Raw genomic sequence first — 22,941 nt, 5'->3', positions numbered from 1 at the left:
CGTGGAAGAAACGCTGGTCGATCCGATCAGCACGCACCACGACGCTTCCCGCCGAAGCGAGTCGCTTTTTTGGTCGCAGTGGTGGTGATGGCCTTGCGGTTCATGCTGGTCGTCATAGCCCAATGGAGTGGGCTTGTAAAGTGCCGGTTGCGGTTGCGTGACCGCTGCGCAGTGCCCCCGCCCCGACCCTCCCCCGCCGGCCACTCCCCCGCCGGGCGGGAGAGGGCCCGGCGGGGCGCAATCTCCCAGCGGAAGAGAGTTACCGGAACCCCTCGCCGTCATGGTTGGGATGCACCGGGTGTACGTCCCAGATCTCCTTCGCGTACTCGCCGACCGTACGGTCGGACGAGAACCAACCCATGTTGGCTGTGTTCAGGATGGCCTTGCGGGTCCATTCCTCCTGGTCGCGGTACAACTGCATCGCGGCGTCCTGCGCCCGGCAATAGTCGGCGAAGTCCGCGGTCACCAGGAAATGGTCGCCGCCGTCGGTCAGCGCCTGGACGATCGGGTGGTAGCGGTTGCGGTCATCCGGCGAGAAGGCGCCGGTGGAGATCATGTCGAGCGCACGCTTCAGGCTGGGGTTCGACGCGATCACCTCGCGCGGGTTGAAGCCGCCGCTGGCACGCAGGTCGTTCACCTCCTCCGCGGTCATGCCGAAGATGAAGATGTTTTCCGGCCCGACATGCTCGCGGATCTCGACGTTGGCGCCGTCCAGCGTGCCGATGGTCAGCGCGCCGTTCAACGCCAGCTTCATGTTGCCGGTGCCCGACGCCTCCATGCCGGCGGTGGAGATCTGCTCCGACAGGTCGGCGGCCGGGATGATGATCTCCGCCGCGGTGACGTTGTAGTTCGGCAGCAGCACGACTTTCAGGTTGTCGTGCACCGACGGGTCGTGGTTCACCACCTTGGCGACGTCGTTGATCAGTTTGATGATCAGCTTGGCCATGTGGTAGGACGGCGCCGCCTTGCCGGCGAACACCTTGGTCACAGGAACCCAGCTGACCGTCGGGTTGTCGCGCATCTCGTTGTACAGCGCGATGGTGTGAAGCACGTTCAGCAGCTGGCGCTTGTACTCGTGCATGCGCTTGACCTGCACGTCGAAGATGCTGTCGACCAGCACCTCCTCGCCGGTCTGGCGGGCGATATAGGCGGCAAGGCGCTTCTTGTTCTTGCGCTTGGCCCTGCGGAACTCCTCGCGGAACACCACGTCGTCGGCCTTGTCGCGCAGGGCCGCGATCTGCGACAGGTCGGAGATCCAGCCCTCGCCGATGCGGGTGGTGATCAGCTCCGACAGGGCCGGATTGGCCTGCTTCAGCCAGCGGCGCGGGGTGATGCCGTTGGTCTTGTTGTTGATGCGGTCCGGGAATTCCTCGTGGAAGTCCGCGAACACCGTCTGTTTCATCAGCTCGGTGTGCAGGGCCGACACGCCGTTGACCTTGTGCGAGCCGAGGAAGGCCAGGTTGCCCATGCGCACGCGGCGCTCGCCGCGCTCGTCGATCAGCGACAGGCGCGACAGCCTGGCATTGTCGCCTTCGGCCCGCGCCTTGGTGCGGTTCAGGAACTTGGCGTTGATCTCGTAGATGATCTGCATGTGGCGCGGCAGCACCCGCTCGATCATCCGCACCGGCCAGGCTTCCAGCGCCTCGGGCAGCAGGGTGTGGTTGGTGTAGGCGAAGGTGGCGCGGGTGATCTCCCACGCGTCGTCCCAGCGCAGGGCGTGCTGGTCGACCAGCAGGCGCATCAGCTCGGCGATGCCGATGGCCGGATGGGTGTCGTTCAGCTGGATCGCCGCCTTGTTGGGCAGGTTCTCGAAGCTGGAATGGTGCTGCAGATAGCGGCGCAGGATGTCCTGCAGCGAGGCGGAGGTGAAGAAATACTCCTGCTTCAGCCGCAGTTCCTTGCCGGTCTCCGTCGCGTCGTTGGGGTAGAGGACGCGGCTGAGATTCTCCGACAGGATCTTCTGCTCGACCGCCTTCATATAGGCGCCGTCGTTGAAGTGGCCGAAGTTGAAGTCGCGGGTGGCGCGGGCCGACCACAGGCGCAGCGTGTTGATCGTCTCGCCGCCATAGCCGACCACCGGCGTGTCGTAGGCCATGGCCAGCACGCGGTCGGCATCGACCCAGCGATAGGCGCGCTCGCCCACGCTGTCGCGGAACTCCTCGACGCGGCCATAGAACTGGACCGGGTACAGCACCTCCGGACGGGCGAACTCCCACGGGTTGCCGAACTGCAGCCACTGCTCCGGATACTCGACCTGCCAGCCGTTCTCAAAGCGCTGCTCGAACAAGCCGAACTCGTAGCGGATGCCATAGCCGTAGCCGGGCAGCGCCTGCGAGGCCATGCTGTCCAGGAAGCAGGCGGCCAGACGGCCGAGGCCGCCGTTGCCGAGCGCCGCGTCCGGCTCCGCATCGACCACATCCTCCATCGACAGGCCGAGGCGGTCGAGCGCCTGGCGGCACTCCTCCATGATACCAAGGTTCGACAGGCTGTTGGTCAGCAGACGCCCGATCAGGAACTCCAGGGACAGGTAATAAACGCGCTTGGCGTCTTCCTGGTAGTAGCTGCGCGTCGTGTCCATCCAGCGGTCTACGACGCGGTCGCGCACGGCCAGCGCCACGGTGTGGAACCAGTCGCGGCGGGTGGCGGCACGGGCATCCTTGCCGACCGAATAGACAAGCCATTCCAGGAACGACCGTTTCAGGCCGTCGACATCCAGGCTGCGGCGTTCGATGTCGCGAGATTTAAATCGAGCGTCCATGTCCTGACTTTCTGGTTGAAAGGCCAATGGGAGCGGGCGGCTGGAAGGACAGTGCTCCAAAGGGGGGCCAACATGGGGCGAAGTGTCGGCACTGTTGGTTAAACAAAGCTTTCCCCCACTAGGAGCATACTGTCTATTCACTGTGGTAAAAGGGGGTAAAGTGGCATCCCCTCCCCATATTCCCGTCAACGATGCGTCACGAAATCGCTCCTGTCCACTGCGATGCAACATGCATCGTCATCCGCCGCGCCAAAGCGGCCGACATCCCCGCGTTGCTGGCGATCGAGGAGCAGAGCTTCGCGACCGACCGGATGACGCGCCGCAACTTCCGCTATGCAATCCTGAAAGCAAAAGGTGTGGTCCTTGTGGCCGACTGCCAAGTGGGCAATTGCCAATCGGGCGGTCACCCTCCCGGCGACGGGCGCCGGCCGGTGGCCTACGGCGTGCTGGGCTTTCACGCCGGAACGTCCCTCGCCCGCCTAACCTCCTTCGCCGTGGAACCGGGCAACCGGGGCCGGGGCATCGCCCGCCGCCTGCTGTCGGCGCTGGAGGATGCCGCTGCGGCCCATGGCTGCGCCGGGTTGCGGCTGGAAGTCAGGGCGGACAATGCGGCGGCGATCGCCCTCTACACCGCCGCCGGCTACCGCCGCTTCGCGGTGTATCCCGCCTATTACGAGGACGACATGGCGGCGCTGCGCCTGGAAAAGCCCCTGCAGACGCCCTCCCCGGCGGCCTCCTGACTGTTGCGTTCCGGCACCAATCGGCGCGTTCGATGGTGGTAAGCCCCGCAAGCTGGGGCGCAGCCGGAATCTCCGCGATCTGCCACCGATGTCACTCTTTCCGAATCCTGCGGTGGAACATCCGCGGCGCACGGCGCGTTTAGCACCCGACACGATCAACGACGGGCAACAACGGGACCGCCGCAATGACGCCACCGCCGACCGGATCGTACCGAGATATCCCTGTGAGATCGCCGCAGGGGGTGTCCAAGAGAGTGCCGGCCAGAATTCCATGACGGGCAACCCGATGACGGGCCGGCATATGGCATCCCGTCGGACCGCCTGACGCCGCAGAACCAATAACAGCTTCGATCCTCAGCCATTCGAACCGGCTGCGCCCCCCTCGCGCGCCGGAACAGCAAACGCCGTCCCTGCTTTGCGCCCCGCCGCCGATAGAAGGGCGCCGCCGCTCAACCGGCCGGCCGGGGCGACCAGACCGTGGAGGAAGGAATGACCATGGCGTACTCGTTCGAAAACGAACTGATCCGCTGCATGCCGAACCTGCAGCGCTATGCCTGCAAACTGACCCGCGACGCCAACGCCGCAGAGGACCTGCTGCAGGACTGCCTGGCACGCGCCCTTTCACGGCAGCATCGTTTCGAACCGGGCACGAATATGCAGGCGTGGTTGACCACCATGCTGAAGAACCTCCATTTCAACAACCTGCAGCGCGACCGCCATGTGACGAAGGTGGAACTGTGGGACGGCGCCATGTCCGTCGATGCGGCGCAGATGTCGCGTCTGGTCTTCCGCGACGTCGACCGCGCCTTTTCCTCCCTCACCCCCAGCCAGCGCAAGGTGGTGAAACTGGTCGCCATCGAAGGCCGTCCCTATCAGGAGGCGGCGGAAACGCTGAACGTCTCCATCGGCACCATCCGGTCCCGCCTGTGCCGTGCGCGGGAACGGCTGAACAACCTGATGACCGCCTGATCCCTTCCCCTCCGCGGCCGGTCCTGTCCGGCAGCACCATGCACCCTCCGCAACCTGTTGCGGGGGGTGCATGCTTGCGGGCACAAGGTCACGCACCTGAAGGAACAATATCTCGTCTGCGCTTGCCGAGAATTTAACTAAAGCCAGCACACCTAAAGCGGGTATCGCACTATTATCAAAATGTTGCGAGTTATCTCGGAGATGTTTGGCGTTCAAAAAACCTGTAGCGATCTGCCAGACAGCCGATCTGTTAAGTCATTTTTCATATGATAAGCTTCTATACATTCACCCTCTGCGATTCGATTGAGCCTCGCATCGATCGCACCCGGAAAAAATCAGTTGGGCAAAGTGTGGGTGGTAGCAATGAATCCGTTGTCGCGAATCGGGATCGGCCCGAAGATCTATTTTGTCGTGTTTCTTCTCAGTGCGGTGGCGGTCGGATCAGCCGCCTTCATGGCCAATACGATGAACCGCGTGGACGGAAATTATTCCGACCTGATCGCCAAGGATATCGAATTCGCCCAGAAGGTCGAACGGATGCGCGGCGACGTCGCGAATCTCGGCCGCTTCATGAACAGCATGCTGCTGGTTCAGGATTTGGCAGAACTGCCTCCGCTCATAAAGACGCTAAGCGGAATCCAGGCAGGGATCGTGGAGTCCAATGCCGTCGTGACGCGTCTGGCCAAGCCGGAGTCGGCGGCTGCCGTCGCCCGGATGTCCGAAATGTTGGAATCCATCGGGCGCACCCTGCCCAGCGTTCTGGCGTTCAAGGAGAAGGGTGACCATGTCGGCGCCACCGTCCTGTATGCCATGGACTGCCGCCCGCTGGTGGTGGAGACATTCAACATCGCCGCGAAACTGGCGGACGAGGTGAATGCGGGTGTTCAGCAGTCTGCCGGCCAGCTCAGTGTTGAGGCCGATGCCGTCATTACTTGGGCGATCGGCGGAATGATCGTCGCCATTCTCCTTGTCGTCGCTACCTCGGTCGTCATCGCCGTCGTCGGCATCCGCCGCCCGATCACGGAACTGAACGACGTGATGGAGAAGTTGGCCAAGGGCGACGCGACCGTGACGGTCACCGGGGCCGATCGCGGGGACGAGGTCGGGTCGATGGCCCGCACGGTGGAGGTCTTCAAGCAGAACCTCCTCAACAACCGCCGCATGGAGCAGGAGGCCAAGGAGGCCGAAGCCCGAACCGCCGCGGAGAAGGTCCGGACGCTGAACGCCCTGGCCGACAGCTTCGAGTCGAGCGTGCAGGGCGTGGTCGGCGCGGTGTCCTCCGCCGCCACCCAACTGCAGAGCAATGCGGAGAGCATGTCGTCCACCGCCGAGGAGACGACGCGTCAGGCCGCCTCCGTCGCCGCGGCCAGCGACCAGACCCTCAGCAATGTCCAGACGGTGGCCTCCGCCGCCGAGGAACTGGCGAGTTCCATCAGCGAGATCGCCCGCCAGCTGGAATCCGCCACCCGCATGAGCCGTTCCGCGGTGGACGAGGCGCAGCGCACCAACGACACCGTGGAAAGCCTGGCTCAGGCGGCCGAACGGATCGGCAGCGTCGTGCAGCTGATCCAGGAGATCGCCAGCCAGACCAATCTTCTGGCGCTGAACGCCACCATCGAGGCGGCGCGCGCCGGTGAGGCCGGCAAGGGCTTCGCAGTCGTCGCCAGCGAGGTGAAGAGCCTCGCCAACCAGACCGCGCGGGCCACCGAGGAAATCTCCGGCCAGATCCAGGCGATCCAGAAGGAGACGCATGGTGCCGTCGGCGCAATCCGGGGCATCGCCGACACGGTCCAGCAGGTCAACCAGATCGCCACCTCCATCGCCTCCGCGGTGGAGGAGCAGACCGCCGCCACCGGCGAGATCTCCCGCAATGTCCAGCAGGCGGCCCAGGGGACGGCGGAGGTATCGCGCAGCATCACGGGCGTCAACGACGCCTCGCAGGAGGCCGGGCGGGCCGCGACCGAAGTGCTCCACGCCGCCGGCAGCCTCGGCACGCAGGCGCAGAGCCTGAGCGAGTCGGTGAACGCCTTCGTTGCCCGCATCCGCGCGGCCTGACCCAATCGCACGAAGAAAAGGCCCGCCGCGCCGGATGAGCGCGGCGGGCCTTTTTTCGCCTTGCCGGTGGGCGTTAGCCGTTGACCACCGTTCCGCCGTTCGGGTGCAGGACCTGGCCCGACATATAGGAAGAGTCGTCCGACGCCAGGAAGACGAAGGACGGCGCCACCTCGTCCGGCTGGCCGGCCCGCTTCATGGGCACGTTGCCGCCGAAATTCTCGACCTTCTCCTCGTCGAAGGTCGAAGGGATCAGCGGGGTCCAGATCGGCCCCGGCGCCACCGCGTTGACGCGGATGCCGCGGTCGGCCAGCGCCATCGACAGCGACCGGGTGAAGGCGACGATGGCGCCCTTGGTCGCCGAATAGTCCAGCAGCTGCGGGCTGCCCTTATAGGCGGTGACCGAGGTGGTGTTGATGATGCATGCGCCCTCGTGCATGTGCGGCAGGGCGGCCTTCACCATGAAGAACTGCCCGAAGATGTTGGTACGGAAGGTACGCTCCAGCTGTTCGGCGGTGATGTCCTCGATCGAGTCCTGCGGGTGCTGTTCGGCCGCGTTGTTGATCAGGATGTCGATGCGACCATACTCGCCGACCATGCTTTCCACCGCTTTGCGGCAGGTTTCCTCCTGACCGACGTCGCCGCTCAGGATGGTGCAGGGCTGGCCCTCCGCCTCGACCAGCCGGCGGGTCTCGCGGGCGTCTTCATCCTCGTTCAGGTACAGGATGCCGACCTTGGCGCCCTCGCGGGCGTACAGTACGGCGATGGCGCGGCCGATGCCGCTGTCGCCGCCGGTGATCAGCGCCACCTTGTCGCGCAGCTTGCCGCTGCCGCGGTAGCCGGGGCGGGTTTCCGACGGCTGGGGATTCATCGGCGCCTGATGGCCGGGCCGGCTGTCCTGGTGCTGCGGCGGCTGCCTGCTCTCCTGCTGAGCCACGGGCAATTCTCCTTTCACAGTACCCCTGACGGGGCGCGGATGGGTCGCGTTGCACAATCACAACAGCCCCGATTGCGTCGCGTTCCGGCTCGCCGCCGGCTGGAACAATCCGCGATACCGTCCTGTTACTTGGCCGGGCGACGCGAAAGAGGATGGCGGTGCCGGATTGCTCGCCTCGAAAGGGAGCAGTGATCGCGCCGTTTGTCGGACTGGTTATGGCCGAGGATCATGCCCATAAGAACGGGTAGACGTCCTTTCGGCCGATCTTTCCGGGAACGGTGGAGCCACCGGACGTGTCACGGTTGATCGTGTCCCAGGGGAAAAACCCCCGCGACCCATCCGGGAACGACAGAGATGAAGCGTGTGACGATGACCGATATCAACGCCTATCTGGACGGCGCCCTCGACGAGCGGGAGCGCACGGAATTCGAGAGCGTGGTCGAGAGCGATCCCGACGCGAAGGCGCTGCTCGCCCAGCATCGCCAGCACGTGGAGGAGCTTCATCGCCTGTATGACCCGGTCCTGCACGAACAGGTTCCTTCCCGCATGCTGGAGTTGCTGCGCAAGCGGAAAGGCTGATCCCTTGCGATTTTCCTCTCCGTTCCGCAGCGCCATGCGCTATGGGATGCGGTGATGCTCCCCTTTTTGGGGGCGTTTCGGACGGATGAGGCATGGCGCGCAGAAGAGCGGAGCCGAGCATCCTGCTCGGCCCCATCCTGTATTTCCGAGGTGAGCAGCGCGACCGCTGGTGGCTGTCGGCGCTGTTCGTTCTGGACGGGGAGGTCGAACCCGACGACCTGAGGGTAGACGGCGTCACCCTGCCGGTTCCTCCCCGCCACCTGACGGTCTGGCGCCGCCGCCACGTCTGGCGCTTCGATTTCGCCGTTCCCCGCGGCATGCGCGACACCAATGTCGCTTATGGCTTCCCCGACGGACCCAGTTGGACAGTGGTCGTTCCGGGCCGTCATTCATTCCCCCGCATGGCCATTCTGTACGGAAGCGGATTGACCGGCGCCACTAACGGCGGCCGGGTGGATGGCGTCCGGGCGGATGGCGGGGCGCCGCCGCCCTCCGCACTGTGGTCCGACCTCCTCGCCGGGCATGCCGCCGACCGCTACCACCTGCTGGTCCAGGCCGGAGGACAGGTCGATGGCGATGCCGTGCTGGCTGCCGCCCCGCAGGCCGCCTCTCTGTTGGGCGACACCGCCCGCCGGCTCGGTCCGCCCCTGCCAAGCGTGGCGGAGGAGTTTGCGTCAGCCGGGTTCGACCGCATGCTGCGCGGGTGGAGCGGTGCCGCGGCTGCGGCCGTGCTGGCCTCGATCCCCTCGGTGATGATGTGGGACGGCTCCGACCTCGGCCGGCTGCTGGCCGGCGCCTGGGGCGGCCGGGAGGACAGCGATTCCGCTTCGCGCAGCCTGCGCCCGCTGCTGGTGGCGGCCCGCCGGCAGGCCCAACTGTTCCAAACCGGCTCCGTCGCCGATTCTCCGCCCGATTGCCTGTGGGGGGCCGCCTGCGGAACGCTGGCGCAGGGCTTCATCATGGGAGAGGCCGGGTTGCTGGCGCTCGACCTGTGGACCGACCGCAATGCCCGCCGCATCCTGTCGGAGCGCGACTGGAGCCTGTTGCCGACCTGGCTCGACCGCTTCGCCGCTTGCCGGCACCTGATCCTGGTCAGCGGCACTCCGCTGCTGGTTCCCGCCGCAGCCGCGCTCGACCGGCTGGGAGGGGTGCTGCCGGCGTCCCTGAAGCGCCGTCTGGCGCGGGGGCTGGGCGATCACTGGACCGCGCCGGGTCGCCATGCCGAATGGGAGCGGATGCTGCGCAGCCTCGCCGATTTTTCACGGCGGACCGGCTGCCGCATCACCGTCGCCTCGCGCGGCCTGTCGGGCGCCGCCGGCCGGGGGGTGTTGCGCGGCGGCGGGCTGGAGATGTGGCAGCTCTATGCCCCCCGTTTCACCGCCCCTCCCTCCGCCGCCGCCCGGCCGGGCTGGCGTGCCCGGCTGGCGGAGCCGCTGGCGACCCGGCCGGATCACCCCCTGCCCGCCCACCGGTTCGAGATGCCGCCCTTCACCAACGGCGGCCGGCGGCTGCTGCACGGTGCGGGATGGATCGCCTGCAGCTTCGACGGCAAGGGCCAGCTTCATGCCCGCTGGTGCCTGCCCGCCGACGCCGGCCGCTACGCCCAGGCCATCTAGCGCGACACCGCAGCCAATCAGCCGTCATGCCGGCTCCTTATCCGCGCTCAACGTGCATATCCGGTTGAAAATCCTGCTTCCGCGCGTCTAGGCTGCCGCCCCCACCCCTTTTCCGCAGGCCGCCATGACCCGCCGTTTCGCCCTGACCTGGCCGCTGTCCGAGATCCATGGATGGGGGCTGGTCGGTGTTCATACCGCTCTGTACCTGGAAGCGCAGGGCATGCGCCCGCTGTTGCTCGACACTCCGGTGATGGACAGCCTGCGGCCGGAGAACAGGGCGGCGCTTCAGGCCCTGGAAGACGAGCATCGCCGCTACATGGAGGCCGCCGCCGCCTGCGGCGCCAGCACCATCTTCATCCCGGATGCCGACGTCCTGCATGGACTGGGCAACGGGTTCGCGGCCGGCGAGCCTTCCAGCCGCTTCCGCGGGCAACGCAACATCGGCGTCATCGCCTTTGAGGACACGAACTTCAGCGCCGAGGTTCTGGCACGCGCCCGCGCCTTCGACCGCATCGTGGTGCATTCCACCTACAACCGCGACCTTCTGCTGGAACAGGGCTTCGACACCGTCGGCCTCGCATTCCAGGGCGTCGACCCGACGGAGATGCGGCCGTTGCCGCCCTCGGGGCGCTTCGGCGACCGGTTCGTGGTGTTTTCAGGCGGGAAGCTGGAATACCGCAAGGGACAGGACATCGTGCTGATGGCCTTCCGCGCCTTCCAGCAGCGCCATCCGGAGGCACTGCTCGTCACCGCATGGCAAAGCCCTTGGCCGCAAACGGCCTTCACCATCGCCGAATCGCAGCTGACCCGCACCCCGCCGAACATCGGACCGGACGGACGGCTGCAGGTGGTGGAGTGGGCTGCGCATTACGGCCTGCCCGCCGGATCGGTGGTCGACCTCGGCCTCGTCGGCCGCGCCAACATCGCTGCCGTGATGGCCGATTGCCATGCCGCGGTCTTCCCCAACCGGTGCGAGGGCGCGACCAACCTCGTCGCCATGGAGGCGATGGCCTGCGGCGTCCCGGTGGTGCTGTCGGCCAACACCGGCCATCTCGACCTGATCGGTTCGGCCGGGGAGCCGCGCTGCTGGCCGCTGACGAAGCAGACCCAGCTGTTCCACAAGGGCGACCGCAAGGGCTGGAAGGAGTCTTCGGTCAACGAGCTCGTCGCTCATCTGGAAGCGATCCATGCCGACCGGGAGGAGGCGAAACGCCGCGCCGACCGCGCCCTCGCCTTCATCCAGGGCGAACGGACCTGGACGCATTTCGCCAGGTCCTTCGTCGAGGCCTGCGGCGCCTGACGGCGCCAACCCGTCATTGGCGCCGCCGTCCCCCCTTTACCCGGCGGCGCGTTCCGCCACGAACAGCAGCCCGGCGACCGGCACGCCTTTTTCCCGCCGCGGCGCGCAGGACTCCATCAGGCGCAACGCGAAGCCGGCCTCCTCCGCGTTGCGGCGGACATACGCCTCGGTGTGGGCGTAGCGGCGGGTGATGCCGAGGGCGAACTCCAGGGCCGACCCTTCCGGCAGGTGCTCCACCGTCGCGGCGAAATGGCCACCCTGCGGCAGGGCGCGGGCCGCCGCGGCGAAGACCGGAGCGAGATCGCCGATGTAGACCAGCACGTCGGCAGCGACCAGCAGGTCCCAGCCGCCGGGCGTCCGCTCCATCGCCTGCACCACGTCGCCGACGCAAAGTTCATCATAAAGGCCGCGCTTCCTAGCCTTCTCCACCATGCGCGGCGACAGGTCTACGCCGGCCAGATGCGCCGCCAGCGACTTGAAGGTGACGCCGGCCAGCCCGGTGCCGCAGCCGAGATCGAGGATCCGCAGCCCCGCCGCCGCCGGAACGACTCGGCCCACCGCCGCCCGCAGATGGTCGGGCGCCGCGTAGCCGAGCTTGCCGACGAGTTCCTGGTCGAAACGGTCGGCATAGCGGTCGAACAGGGCGCGGACATAGGCGGCGGACAGGTCGGCGCCCTCCCCGGCCTCCAGCGCCGCGATCAGCCGTTCCATCGGCGCAGCCTCGTCCCCGTCGGCGACATCCCGCGCATGGCGGAGTGCGGACAGCGCCTTCGCCGGTTCGCGCAGCGCCAGCCAGCAACGGCCCAGCGCATGGTGGACCCCCGCATCATCCTCATGGCGCCGTGCGAGCGGCTGCAGCAGTTCCACCGCCGCCAGCGCGTCACCGGCCATGGCCAACGCCTCGGCCAGCGCCAGCACGGTGTCGCGGTCGTTCGGGCGCAGGGCCACGGCCTCCCGGAACTCCTCCAGCGCCTCGTCCTGCCGGCCCAGCGCGGCCAGGCAATGGGCGAGTCCGAGTCGCACCGTGGCCGAATCGCTCCGTTCGCCTGCCAGCACTCTATATAAGGCGTGCGCCGCATCGAATTCGCCGCACTTCCGCAGGGCGTCGGCCAGCGTCAGCCGCCATGTCCGATTGGCCGGTTCCAGCGCCACGGCGCGCCGGTAGCAGGCCGCCATCCGATCCGTCAGGCCCGCCTCGCCGCAGGCGTCGGCCAGCGCCGCCCAGGCCTCCCCATTGGCGGGATCGGCGGCGGCGGCAACTTGAAACCCGTGGATGCACCCGGCAAAATCCCCGGCATAGAGCCGGTCGTAACCAAAGCGGAACAGTTGATCGAGTTCTGGAGCGGGAAACGCTCCAACTAAGGACGAGTCCGCGGGCAAGGGATGGATTCCTTTGAGGTCGAGCCTGCACGACCGGGGTGCCCCGGCCCGTGAGGCTCGGCATCCGCCTGCCGCGATCCAGTGGCGATCTGCCCATGGCGGCACCCTCGAACCCGACCCGCCCGAGTCCAGGGAAACAAGGCGGCGGAGGTTACTGCCCCAAGTTGATGCGCCGCGCAAGGGGGGAGCGAAAATGATCTGGACGTGTGATTCCGGCGACACGCGGTCGCAGTAGCCCCTTTTTCATCCCCCGTACGGACGGCAGGGTAGGACCATCGGAACACCCCTTTCGATTTCGCCGGCAAATGTGGCGATTCAAAGGCTTATGGCCGCAACCGAAGGGTCTAGATCGCCGGTGGGGCGCCTCCGCGTGACATCTGACGGCCGAAAGCTGTGGTATTACCAGGGTGCAAGGCGGTTGACGCTGGATCAGTTTTTTGGAAGTGTGGCCCCGGCGCCCGATTGGGAGGCGTCGAACATCTGGGTAGGAGGCGGTCGCCGTAAGCGACTCGGTGACCGGAACAACGGCCCCGCGCGGGGGGCCAAACAGCCGCCGTGTAACACGGGGCGACATCAGAAGGAGATTTGGGATGCGGGAACGAAATCAGCGCGGATGCGCCACAAGGGGTGGACGCTTCGCACTGGCTGCGGGACTGCTGACGGCTCCTCTGGTGGCGCTGACGATGGCGCTCCCCGCCCAGGCACAGACCGCGAGCCCGTCGCTCGCCAAGGAAAGCTGCGTCCCCCACGCGGTGGAAGCCGAACAGAAGCTCGGCATTCCCTCGGGCATGCTGGTGGCGATCGCCCTGGTCGAAAGCGGTCAGGATGGTGCGCCGCATCCCTTCGCGATGAGCGTGCAGGGCCGTCCCTACTACGCCCGCAACATCAACGATGCCGCCCGTCACCTGCGCGACCATCGCGGGCAGCCTCGCTCCAACACCTATGTCGGCTGCATGCAGCTGTCGGTCGCCTCGCACCGCGGCGAGTTCCAGCCGCTCGAGAAGATCGTCGAGCCGCGTGACAACGTGTTCTATGCCGGTCAGCTTCTGGTCCGCCTCCATGGCGAGGAAGGCAACTGGAAGACCGCGCTCGCCCGCTACAACGGCAGCTCGGGACGCCGCGCCCAGGCCTATGTCTGCAAGATCTGGCAGAGCCTGTCCGAACTGGATGCGCAGAGCGCGAAGCTGCTCGCCTCGCCCCGTTGTGAAGACACCGATCCGGTCAGCGTTGCCCCCGGCACCCGCCGCAGCTTCCGCAACGCCCAGCAGGTCGCCGCGATCAACTGATCCCCGCATCGGCAGCGGCGCCGGCATGACCGCTGGCGCGAAGCGGCGTGATCGGGTAAACCCCGACGCATGAACTACCGCCACATCTTCCACGCCGGCAACCCGGCCGACGTGATGAAGCACGCTGTCCTGGCGCTGATCCTCGATCATCTGCGCGCCAAACCGGCGCCGTTCTGCGTGCTCGACACCCATGCCGGAATCGGGCGCTACGACCTGACCTCCGAACCGGCCCGCAAGACCGCGGAAAGCGACGACGGGATCGGCCGGCTGTGGGGACGGCCGGCTCCCCACCCGGGGCTGGCTCCTTATCTGGATGCGGTGCAGGCGTTGAACCCGGACGGCGCCTTGCGCTGGTATCCCGGCTCTCCCCGGATTGCCCGCGCCGCCTTGCGCCCGCAGGATCGCATGGTCCTGGTGGAGCTGCATCCCGACGACGCCCGCAGCCTGAAGTCGGAGTTCGCCGACGACCGGGCCGTGTCCGTCCACCAATCGGACGCCTACACCGCACTGAAGGCCCATCTGCCGCCCAAGGAGAAGCGCGGACTCGTCCTGATCGATCCGCCCTTCGAACAGCCGGACGAGTTCGCCCGCATGGCGGAAGGGCTGGCTCTGGCCCACCGCCGCTGGTCCACCGGCATCTTCGCCCTGTGGTATCCCATCAAGGAGCGGGCGGCGGTCTGGCGCTTCCAGGACGCGGTGGAGAAGACCGGCATCCCCAAGGTGCTGATCGCGGAACTGACGTGGCATCCCGAGGACACCCACCTGCGCCTGAACGGCTCCGGCCTGCTGATCGTCAACCCGCCCTGGAAGCTGGACGAGACGCTGCGCGCCATGCTGCCGGCCCTGCACGACGCCCTGCCCTCGACCGGCGGCGGCGCGTCGGTGAGTTGGCTGACGCCGGAAGCATCTTAACCAGAACAATGCCGGAGGCGTCGTAACAGAGCCAACGCCGGAAGCGTCGCGAGCGAAGCATCCGGCGCATAAAAAGAACCCCGGTCCTTGCGGGCCGGGGTTCAGGTCAGGATGGAGACCGTTCCTTTTCGGATGGCGGATGTGTGGAGTCCGTCGGATGCGCATCCACGTATCCGACGGACTCCAAGCTATCGGTTTTTCCACACTCCAAAGCGAATTTGCATTCGCTTTAGATTCATATGACCTCATTCGCCGGTCGGGCTTCGGCCGCATGAGCGGCCGGGAGCGCCGTCGCGGTTCAAAGCGGATTGCAATCCCCTTTAGAAGCGGCGCTCGGTCTGCTGGGCCGCCCCTTCGAGGCGGGCATTCAGCTTGCCGATGGCGGTGCTGGCGGTGTTGGCCGACAGCTCGGAAATCTTGACGCTGCGGCTCAGCACCAGCTGCATGTTGTCCTTCAGCATCCGGCTCTGCGTCGCGTAGAAATCCGGGACCGTGCGGCTGCGCATCAGCGCGTTCATGCCTTCGGCATTGCGGCTGGCGACTTCCTGGGCCAGGCCCATCCATTCGCGCCAGGCGTTCTGCCAGCCATCGGCCAGCACGCCGCCGCACTGAACCATGACGTCCATGGTCTCGCGCGTCTGGTTGGCAACCTCACCCTGAGCTTCCTTGGACAGGCCGAGAGCGCGCTGCAACTGCTCCGAGGTGCGGCCGGCGACGTCGCTGGCCGTGCCCATCACCGTGCGGGCGGTTTCGGCGGTGCGGCGGGTCATGTCGGCACCGGCGCCCATCACCTTCTGGCCGGCTTCCGCGCCGGCGTCGGCGGCATGACGGCCGGTCTCGGCCGCCTCATCGCCCATCGAGCGGGCGGCATCGGCAGCCCGGCGGGTGGCGGCTTCCCCGGCGCGGGTCATCTCTTCCGCCGTGCCCTTCGCACGGTGGGCGGTGTCACGCGTGGTGGTCGTGGTGTCTTTATCCGTAGCCATGCGGGATGCTCCTCGAATGCGTTCGTCCGGGTGGACGCTTCTTCCCAAAACTCGCGCCGGTCATTTTGCTGCACCGCCGCACGCGTTGAGTCGTATAACACTCGACAAGCAGAACGTTCCATGGAGCAAATTAATAATCCCGCACACTTTCTTTCGAGGTATGCGGTATCTTGTAACCGTGGGGCCACTTTATCGAAAGAACTCTTTCGTCATTCGTGTTTCTTGTTTGAAATATTTCATGGTTCAGCGTTTTTCGTAAGCCTCGCCTGGATTTCTCCGGCCCGGCCACCCGGCCGCCTGCCTTGGCGGGCCTGTGCCTGCGGGGTCGCAATCGCGGCCCATGCCGCCGAGCGCAAGCTGGAAGCAACGCTCGGCGGTATCAGTCGCGCTTTTACTTGGGCAGCTTGCAGCCGCTCTCTTCGAAGGTGGCGAAGGCCTCGTTGCCGGGAATGGTGCGCAGGATTTCGTAATAGTCCCACGGTCCCTTCGATTCCGACGGCTTCTTCACCCGCGCCAGATACATGTCGTGGACCATGCGTCCGTTGGGCAGGATGGTGCCGTTCTGGGCGAACATGTCGTTGACCGGCATTTCCTTCATCTTGGCGGCGACGGTCGGCCCGTCATCCGTACCGGCGGCCTCGACGGCCTTCAGGTAATGGCGGACGGCGGAATAGCTGCCGGCCTGCACCATGGTCGGCATCTTGCCGTGGCGGTCGAAGAACTTCTTGGACCAGGCGCGGGTCTCGTCGTTGCGATCCCAGTAGAAGCCGGTGGTCAGCACCAGATCCTGGGCCACCTGCAGCCCCAGCGCATGCACGTCGGACAGGAAGATCAGCAGACCGGCCAGCTTCTGCTGTCCGCTCTGCGTCAGGCCGAATTCGGACGCCTGCTTGATCGAGGTGATGGTGTCGCCGCCGGCATTGGCCAGCCCGACGATCTTGGCGCCCGACGCCTGCGCCTGCAGCAGGAAGGAGGAGAAGTCCGCGGTGTTCAGCGGCGCCTTGACCGAGCCGACCACCTTGCCGCCGGCCTTCTTCACCTGGGCCGAGGTGTCCGCCTCCAGCTGGTGGCCGAAGGCATAGTCGGCGGTGATGAAGAACCAGCTGTCGCCGCCCTCCTTCACGATGGCCTGACCGGTGCCGACCGCCAGCGCGCGGGTGTCGTAGGGCCAGTGGAAGCCGGTGGGGGAGCAGGCGTCGCCGGTCAGGCGCGACGTGGCCGGGCCTTCCATCAGGAAGATCGTCTTCTTTTCCTTCGTCACTTCCTGAACGGCCAGGGCGACGCCGGAATTCGGCACGTCGACGATCACGTCCACCCCGTCCTGGTCGATCCACTGGCGGGCGAGGTTGGAGCCGATGTCAGGCTTGTTCTGGTGGTCGGCGGTGATGATCTGGATCGGCTTGCCCAGGATCTTGTTGCCGAACTCCTCCGCCGCCATGCGCGCGGCGATCGCCGATCCCTCGCCGCCGAGATCGGCGTAAAGGCCGGACCGGTCGTTCAGCACACCGATCTTGACCATATCGCCGGACAGCTTGCCCTGCTGGGCATCGGCCGGTCCCGTGGACAGGACACCGATCGTCAAGGCGGCCAGGGCGGCACCGGTCAGAAGACGTGCGATCATGCGTGAATTCCTCCCCTCAGCGTTGCGTTGCGCATGGTTTCGGGCGGCTTGCCGGACGGGTTCGTCAGGCGGCCTCCCCGCGCGGTCGCGCCGGCCGATGGGTCCGGTTTGCCGGAACCGTCCGGCCGTTCGCGCCGCCGCTTCCCAACCACTATGCAGGGGCATCATGTTGTAGGCGAAGCGGAATTTCAGCCTCACAAACAATTTTCATCAAGACTCGGGCGAAACACCCGCTTTTCCCATTCGGGGGTGTATGGCGGCGGCCGGCGGCGGGGCGAGTCCCTGCCGGCGCCGGTCGATCAGCCGCATGATCGGCGTCACCGTCGTGCCATGGACCAGAATCGAGAGAAGCACGATCAGCCCGGTCACCGCCCACAATGCGTACGGCACGTCGAAATCGGCGGCGTTCAGGGCATAGGCGACGTAATAGATGCTGCCCATGCCGCGGATGCCGAAGAAGCCGATGGCCAACTTCTCCCGCAACGGCATCGGCACGCCGGCCAGACCGGCCAGTCCCGCCACGGGACGCACCAGGAACAGGATCGCCACGGCCGCGCCGACCGCGCTCCAGGACAGCGCGTCGATCAGCCCATGGGCCAGCGTGCCGCCGAAAAGGACCAGCATCAGCATCATCATCAGCCGCTCGGTCTGTTCGACGAAGTCATGCAGGCGTTCGTGATACTCGTGGTCCCGCTCGGCATCGCGCAGCGCCACCGCAGCGACGAACACGGCGACGAAGCCATAGCCGTTGACCAGTTCGGTGACCCCATAGGCGATCAGGGTGACGCCGAGCGACACGAAGCCATCGCCGGTCCGCGACAGGTTCGCCCGATTCGGCACACTGAAGGTGACATAGCCGAGAAACCGTCCGACCAGCCAACCCACCCCGACCCCGGCGGCCAACCGCCAGAGGACGTCCAGCAACGCCCAATGCTCCAGCATCTCCCAGGGCGAGTTGTTGTTCAGCAGGGCGACGCCGACGGCGAGATGAACGAAGGGAAAGGCGAGGCCGTCGTTCAGTCCGGCTTCCGAGGTCAGGCTGAAGCGGATCTCGTCCTCCTCCCCCGATTTCGGCGGACCGACCTGGATGTCGGAGGCGAGGACCGGATCGGTGGGCGCCAGCGCCGCCCCCAGCAGGATCGACGCCGCCGGCGGGAAAGCCAGCCAATACCAGCCGATCAGGCCGATCATCAGGATCGACAGCGGCATGGTGATGCCCAGCAGCCGCCATGTGACGTTCCAGCGCCGCCAGCCGACGCGGCGGTCCAGCTTCAGCCCCGCTCCCATCAGTGAGATGATGACGATCAGTTCCGTCAGTCGCTCCGTCGCCTCCGGAAAGGCAAGCGGCTCAGGGTTGTCCAGCCGCAGAAGTCTGAAGGCCGCGAATCCCAGCGCCACGCAGATGATCGGCAGCGACAGCGGCAGTTCCTTCAGCACCATCGGCAGCCAAGCCACCAACAGGATCAGGAAACCAAGCCCAACCATGAAGACGATGTAGGACATGCGCCGCCTGTTCCAGAGAATGCCCCCGACGCGGTTTGCTGTCTGGACATCGTCCGGGCACGCAGGAACCTAATCCCGTCAACGCCAAAAGATGCGGGAAGGTTCAGCGACAAAAAGGAACACTGCGGAAAGGCAGCGTAGATGCCGGCTCGTCGGATTTTGCTTCCCTGCCCCGTCCCGCCGGACTTCCACGGGAAACGCCCAAAAGAACGCGAATAGCCGCAAAGGGACGGGAAGTATTGCTGGATGCCGCCCGCGGGAGCCGGAACCGCGGGCGGCAGTCGCAAAATCGGCCTTTCTTCAGGCCGCAGACGTCATCGGAAAGCCGCTGTAGTCGAGCGAAGCCGACCAGAAGCGTTCCAGCTTGCGCAGGGTCTCGTTCGCCTTGGTCAGTTCCTCGTCGCTGAAACCGGCCTTTTCCAGGGCGGCCAGATGACGCTCGAACATGACGCTGATCTTCTCGCGCAGGTCCAGGCCCTTTTCCGACAGGCGGACGCGGACGGAGCGGCGGTCGTGCGGAGAGCGCTCCTGTCCGAGATAGCCGTTCTCGACCATCTTCTTGACGTTGTAGGAGACGTTGGAGCCCAGGTAATAGCCGCGCGCGGTCAGCTCGCCGACCGTCATCTCGTCTTCACCGATATTGTAAAGGATCAGACTCTGGACATTGTTTATGTCCTGGATCCCAAGCCGGTCGAGTTCGGTCTTGAGCACTTCGAGAAAGTGGCGGTGAAGCCGCTCGATCAACAGAATGCTCTCATAATAAGGTTTGCGCACCGCGGTCTCCTTTGGCTCTAAACCGGCCGTTCCCCGCGCAAGGACGACACCGGGACCTTAAAGCGAGATTAACCGATCATTCGTCGGCAATCATCCTAATAATTCCGGAAAAAGTCCGGCACAACCCGTCTGTACAGGTCACTTTCGCCAAGTGCCACCTCATCCGAATGTTTTCTATCGGGTGAATGTAGCGGTATAACCGGAACGGAATGGCCCCGGAGACCGCGCCGGGGCCGACTCCCACAGCTATTGCGTCAGTCGCGGAACACCAGATCGCCGCCCGCGGGTTCGGCGAAATGACGCTCCACGTCGGACGGCCCGACATCGGCCAGATCGGCCGGCTTCCATTTCGGATTCTTGTCCTTGTCGACCAGGACCGCGCGGATGCCTTCGTAGAAGTCGTCCCCGGCGAGGCAGGCGAGGCTGAGGCGAAGCTCCTGCACCATGCAGGCTTCGAAATCCAGCTTGCCCCCGCGGCGCAGGGCCGCCAGCGTCACCTTCAGGCTGGTCGGCGACACCCGGCGCAGCGTGGCGATCTGCCGGGCCGCCCACTCCGTCCCCTCGGCCTCCAGCGCCTTGATGATCGCCTCGACGCTGTCGAAGCCGTAGCAGCGGTCGACCTCGGCGCGAAGCGCGGTCACCGCCGCCTCTCCCGCCTCGCCGCGATGGGTTGCCACCGCCTCGTCCGCCGGGACGCCGGCCGCCAGACCCTCGATCAGCGCGTCGATGCTGCCGCTCGGCACGAAAGCGTCGGCGGCGCCGATCGCCAGCATGTCGGCGGCCTTCAGCCGGTCGCCGGTCAGGCCCAGCCAGATGCCGACCTGCCCCGGCAGCCGCGGCAGGAAATAGGTGCCGCCGACATCGGGATAGAGGCCGATGCCCGTCTCCGGCATGGCGAACAGGGTGCGTTCGGTGACGATGCGGTGGCTGCCGTGCACCGACAGGCCGACGCCGCCGCCCATGGAGATGCCGTCGATCAGCGCGACATAGGGCTTGGACAGGCGCTTGATCAGCCGGTTCAGCACATATTCCTCGCTGAAGAAGGCGCGGACCGGTGCCGTGTCGCCGCGTCCCTCCTTCGCGGCCTTGCCGGCCTCGTACAGGCTGACGACGTCGCCGCCGGCGCAGAAGGCCTTCTCGCCCGCGCCGCGGATCACGACGGCCTTGACCTCCGGGTCGGCATTCCAGGCCCGCAGCTGCGGATCGAACAGCCTGATCATGCCCAGCGTCAGGGCGTTCAGGGCCTTCGGCCGGTTCAGCGTGACGAGGCCGATGGCGCCCCGACGTTCGAACAGAATCTCAGCAGCGTCGCTCATCGTCTTGTATTTTCTCGATTATCGTTGGAATTCGCGCGGTATCGGGCCACCCGCTCCGCCCCCCTGATGCATCCCCGATGCGACGGCGAAATACGAAGGCGAAGCTTGCGGCTACCGCAGATGATACGGGAGCCGGCGTTTCTGTCAAATCGGCCATACGGCACCGGATGTTCGCAAGCGCCGCCGCACAACCGGATAAGGAACTTCCGCGCCCCTTGGACCGTTGCGCTCACGCTCTCATCTGTTCCGCACAGCCCCCGAGGCGCAGAGCTCCCGAGATGCAAAGCCATCGGCGGTTCCACAGTCGGCAGTTCCACAGAAGGTTCGACACCATGCCGCTTCGCAATCCGGCCGGTCGGCCATGAAAGTCGGTATCATCCTGAACCAGCAGGCCGGCTCGCTGGTCGACCGCCCCTTGGACGGGGCCAAGCAGTCGATCCGTGCCGCCTTCGAACGGCGTGGCGCCGAGGTCGACCTGCACGCCGTCGACGGCGCCCAATGCACGGAGACGATCCGGCGGGTGCTGGACTCCGATGCCGAGATCGTCGTGGTCGGCGGCGGCGACGGCACGCTGCACAGCGCGGTGAAGCTGGCGCTGCCCACAGGCAAGCCGCTGGGAGTGATTCCCCTGGGTACTCTCAACCTCCTGGCCCGCGATCTTCATGTTCCACTTGAACTGGAAGCGGCGGCGGAGGCGCTGGCCGCCGGCCGGGTCCGCGTCATCGACGTCGCCGAAGTGAATGGCGAGCCCTACACCAACAGCTCGATCCTCGGCTTCTATCCCCAGGTGGTGCAGGAGCGTGAGCGCCAGCGCAAGCAGCACCGGCTGCTGAAATGGCCGGGTGCCGCGCTGGCCATGGCGAAGACGCTGTACCGGCTTCCGCTGCTGGACGTCCGCCTGGATTGGGGTGAGGGGCCGAAGCGGATGCGAACGCCGATCCTGGTCGTCTCCAACAACGTCTACGACGACGGCTTCGGTCTGGTCCTGACGCGCCAGTCGCTGGATGCGGGAAAACTTGGGGTCTACGTCGCCCGTGAACGGAACGCCTTCGCGATGCTTCGGTTGATGGGACGGCTGGTCGCCGGATCCTGGAAGCAGGACGAGGCGCTCGACACCTATGCGGTCACCAGCCTGACGGTCCACAGCCGCCGCCATCGCCTGAAGATGGTCAACGACGGCGAGATCCGGAAGCTGCACGCGCCGCTTCACTACCGGATTCGCCCGGGAGCACTGAAGGTTCTGGCACCCGGCTGAGAGAAAGGATGAAGCTGGCGTGAAACGGCTCGCTCACATTTCCGACCTGCATTTCGGACGGATCGATCCGCATGTCGTCGAAGGGCTGCTGGCCGACCTGACGGTCCAGGCCCCCGACCTGATCGTCATTTCCGGCGACTTCGTGCAGCGGGCGAAAGTGCGCCACTTCGAGGAAGCACGGGCCTTCCTGGAGAAATTGCCCTTTCCATACATGGCTGTACCGGGGAATCATGACATCCCGGTTTATAATGTGTTCAAGCGCTTCACCGACCCGTTCGGCAATTACCGGCGCTACATCACCAGCGATTTCAGCCCGCTGCATGTCGACAACGAGATCGCTGTGCTGGGCATCAACACCACCCGCCCCGTCATCATGGATTTTTCCGAAGGGCGGATGAACAAGAAGCAGATCGCGCGGGTGCGCGAGGTGTTCTGCGGCATGCCCGACACCGTGTTCAAGGTGCTGTTCACCCACCACCCCTTCCTGCCGCCGCCGGACATGCCGAAGACCCAACTGGTCGGTCGGCACAAGCTGGCCTTGCCGGCGCTGGAAAGCTGCGGCGTCGACCTGCTGCTGGCCGGCCATCTGCACAAGGCCTATTCCGGCGACATCATGAGCTTCCATACCCAGATCGCCCGCTCGATCCTGGTGGCGCAGGCCTCCACCGCGACCTCCACCCGGCTGCGGAACGAGACGAACGCCTACAACCTGATCACCGTCGACATGCCGACCGTGACCTTCGAGGTGAGGTCGTGGGAGGGTGCCGCCTTCACCGGCGGACTGGTGTCCACCTATCGCAAGCATGGGCACCGCTGGACCTTGCAGGCGCAGGACACCGGATTCCGCCCCGTGTCCAGCGATCCGGCCGCCGCCCCGTGGAATACGGCCGACCGCCTTTCAACTGGGCACGAGCGGGACAGGGCATGAGGCATTCGCAAGGCTGCCGGCCCATCCCGGGG

The 22,941-nt window shown here is 66.1% G+C and carries 18 protein-coding genes; 10 read left to right on the top strand and 8 right to left on the bottom strand.

The genetic code is table 11. From position 1 onward, the window contains the following. Nucleotides 1-259: 259 nt before the first annotated feature. Complete coding sequence (locus DM194_RS04205) at nucleotides 260-2,758, bottom strand: glycogen/starch/alpha-glucan phosphorylase (RefSeq protein WP_111066067.1); 2,499 nt, start codon at nucleotides 2,756-2,758, stop codon at nucleotides 260-262. Nucleotides 2,759-2,949: 191 nt separating this feature from the next. Here DM194_RS04205 and DM194_RS04200 point away from each other — a divergent pair, with 191 nt between their 5' ends. From DM194_RS04200 to DM194_RS04190, 3 genes are all read left to right on the top strand, one after another. Then, nucleotides 2,950-3,498 carry a GNAT family N-acetyltransferase gene (locus tag DM194_RS04200; protein WP_111066066.1) on the top strand — a complete coding sequence of 183 codons (549 nt, stop codon included), beginning with the start codon at nucleotides 2,950-2,952 and terminating at the stop codon, nucleotides 3,496-3,498. Between the two features lie 495 nt (nucleotides 3,499-3,993). Beyond that, entirely contained in the window at nucleotides 3,994-4,467 is a 474-nt protein-coding gene (locus tag DM194_RS04195; protein ID WP_085089358.1) for a sigma-70 family RNA polymerase sigma factor, read from the top strand. A 411-nt stretch (nucleotides 4,468-4,878) separates the two neighbouring features. Beyond that, a complete protein-coding gene (locus DM194_RS04190; RefSeq protein WP_246024282.1) occupies nucleotides 4,879-6,522 on the top strand; it encodes a methyl-accepting chemotaxis protein in 1,644 nt (547 codons plus the stop codon). 73 nt (nucleotides 6,523-6,595) lie between these two features. On the opposite strand, the gene DM194_RS04185 is transcribed toward DM194_RS04190, so the two are convergent. Next, a complete protein-coding gene (locus tag DM194_RS04185) occupies nucleotides 6,596-7,456 on the bottom strand; it encodes an SDR family oxidoreductase (protein ID WP_111066065.1) in 861 nt (286 codons plus the stop codon). Nucleotides 7,457-7,825: 369 nt separating this feature from the next. On the opposite strand from DM194_RS04185, the gene DM194_RS04180 reads away from it, so the two are divergent. The 3 genes from DM194_RS04180 to DM194_RS04170 all read left to right on the top strand — a co-directional run bounded on the left by DM194_RS04180 (nucleotide 7,826) and on the right by DM194_RS04170 (nucleotide 10,951). Then, nucleotides 7,826-8,035: an anti-sigma factor family protein gene (locus tag DM194_RS04180; protein ID WP_246024281.1), complete on the top strand. Its 210-nt coding sequence runs from the start codon at nucleotides 7,826-7,828 to the stop codon at nucleotides 8,033-8,035. A gap of 92 nt (nucleotides 8,036-8,127) precedes the next feature. Continuing rightward, complete coding sequence (locus tag DM194_RS04175; RefSeq protein WP_111066063.1) at nucleotides 8,128-9,651, top strand: hypothetical protein; 1,524 nt, start codon at nucleotides 8,128-8,130, stop codon at nucleotides 9,649-9,651. A gap of 124 nt (nucleotides 9,652-9,775) precedes the next feature. Continuing rightward, a complete protein-coding gene (locus tag DM194_RS04170) occupies nucleotides 9,776-10,951 on the top strand; it encodes a glycosyltransferase family 4 protein (RefSeq protein ID WP_111066062.1) in 1,176 nt (391 codons plus the stop codon). A gap of 36 nt (nucleotides 10,952-10,987) precedes the next feature. On the opposite strand, the gene DM194_RS04165 is transcribed toward DM194_RS04170, so the two are convergent. Continuing rightward, nucleotides 10,988-12,331, bottom strand: coding sequence for a tetratricopeptide repeat protein (locus tag DM194_RS04165; protein WP_111066061.1), 1,344 nt, complete (start codon nucleotides 12,329-12,331; stop codon nucleotides 10,988-10,990). 590 nt (nucleotides 12,332-12,921) lie between these two features. Here DM194_RS04165 and DM194_RS04160 point away from each other — a divergent pair. Beyond that, nucleotides 12,922-13,617 (top strand): lysozyme family protein, encoded by a 696-nt coding sequence (locus tag DM194_RS04160; RefSeq protein WP_111066060.1) that lies wholly within the window; start codon nucleotides 12,922-12,924, stop codon nucleotides 13,615-13,617. Nucleotides 13,618-13,686: 69 nt separating this feature from the next. After that, entirely contained in the window at nucleotides 13,687-14,529 is an 843-nt protein-coding gene (locus tag DM194_RS04155) for a 23S rRNA (adenine(2030)-N(6))-methyltransferase RlmJ (RefSeq protein ID WP_111066059.1), read from the top strand. Nucleotides 14,530-14,849: 320 nt separating this feature from the next. Here DM194_RS04155 and DM194_RS04150 read toward each other — a convergent pair whose 3' ends face one another. From DM194_RS04150 to DM194_RS04130, 5 genes are all read right to left on the bottom strand, one after another. Next, complete coding sequence (locus DM194_RS04150; protein ID WP_111066058.1) at nucleotides 14,850-15,512, bottom strand: phasin family protein; 663 nt, start codon at nucleotides 15,510-15,512, stop codon at nucleotides 14,850-14,852. Nucleotides 15,513-15,903: 391 nt separating this feature from the next. Beyond that, a complete protein-coding gene (locus DM194_RS04145) occupies nucleotides 15,904-17,133 on the bottom strand; it encodes an ABC transporter substrate-binding protein (protein WP_111066057.1) in 1,230 nt (409 codons plus the stop codon). 210 nt (nucleotides 17,134-17,343) lie between these two features. Further along, nucleotides 17,344-18,636: a cation:proton antiporter gene (locus DM194_RS04140; protein ID WP_111066056.1), complete on the bottom strand. Its 1,293-nt coding sequence runs from the start codon at nucleotides 18,634-18,636 to the stop codon at nucleotides 17,344-17,346. Nucleotides 18,637-18,936: 300 nt separating this feature from the next. Continuing rightward, the gene (locus tag DM194_RS04135; protein WP_012974024.1) at nucleotides 18,937-19,410 is read right to left on the bottom strand and encodes a MarR family winged helix-turn-helix transcriptional regulator; all 474 of its coding nucleotides are present in this window, start codon (nucleotides 19,408-19,410) and stop codon (nucleotides 18,937-18,939) included. A 254-nt stretch (nucleotides 19,411-19,664) separates the two neighbouring features. Further along, a complete protein-coding gene (locus tag DM194_RS04130; RefSeq protein ID WP_111066055.1) occupies nucleotides 19,665-20,726 on the bottom strand; it encodes an enoyl-CoA hydratase/isomerase family protein in 1,062 nt (353 codons plus the stop codon). A 361-nt stretch (nucleotides 20,727-21,087) separates the two neighbouring features. On the opposite strand from DM194_RS04130, the gene DM194_RS04125 reads away from it, so the two are divergent. Together DM194_RS04125 and DM194_RS04120 are read left to right on the top strand one after the other, a co-directional pair. Next, nucleotides 21,088-21,981 carry a diacylglycerol/lipid kinase family protein gene (locus DM194_RS04125; RefSeq protein ID WP_111066054.1) on the top strand — a complete coding sequence of 298 codons (894 nt, stop codon included), beginning with the start codon at nucleotides 21,088-21,090 and terminating at the stop codon, nucleotides 21,979-21,981. Nucleotides 21,982-22,000: 19 nt separating this feature from the next. After that, complete coding sequence (locus DM194_RS04120; protein ID WP_111066053.1) at nucleotides 22,001-22,909, top strand: metallophosphoesterase family protein; 909 nt, start codon at nucleotides 22,001-22,003, stop codon at nucleotides 22,907-22,909. The last annotated feature ends 32 nt before the right edge of the window (nucleotides 22,910-22,941 follow it).

Origin of the sequence: Azospirillum ramasamyi, from assembly GCF_003233655.1 — a bacterium.
Classification (GTDB): domain Bacteria; phylum Pseudomonadota; class Alphaproteobacteria; order Azospirillales; family Azospirillaceae; genus Azospirillum; species Azospirillum ramasamyi.
This window is presented reverse-complemented; position numbering and strand designations above follow the sequence as displayed.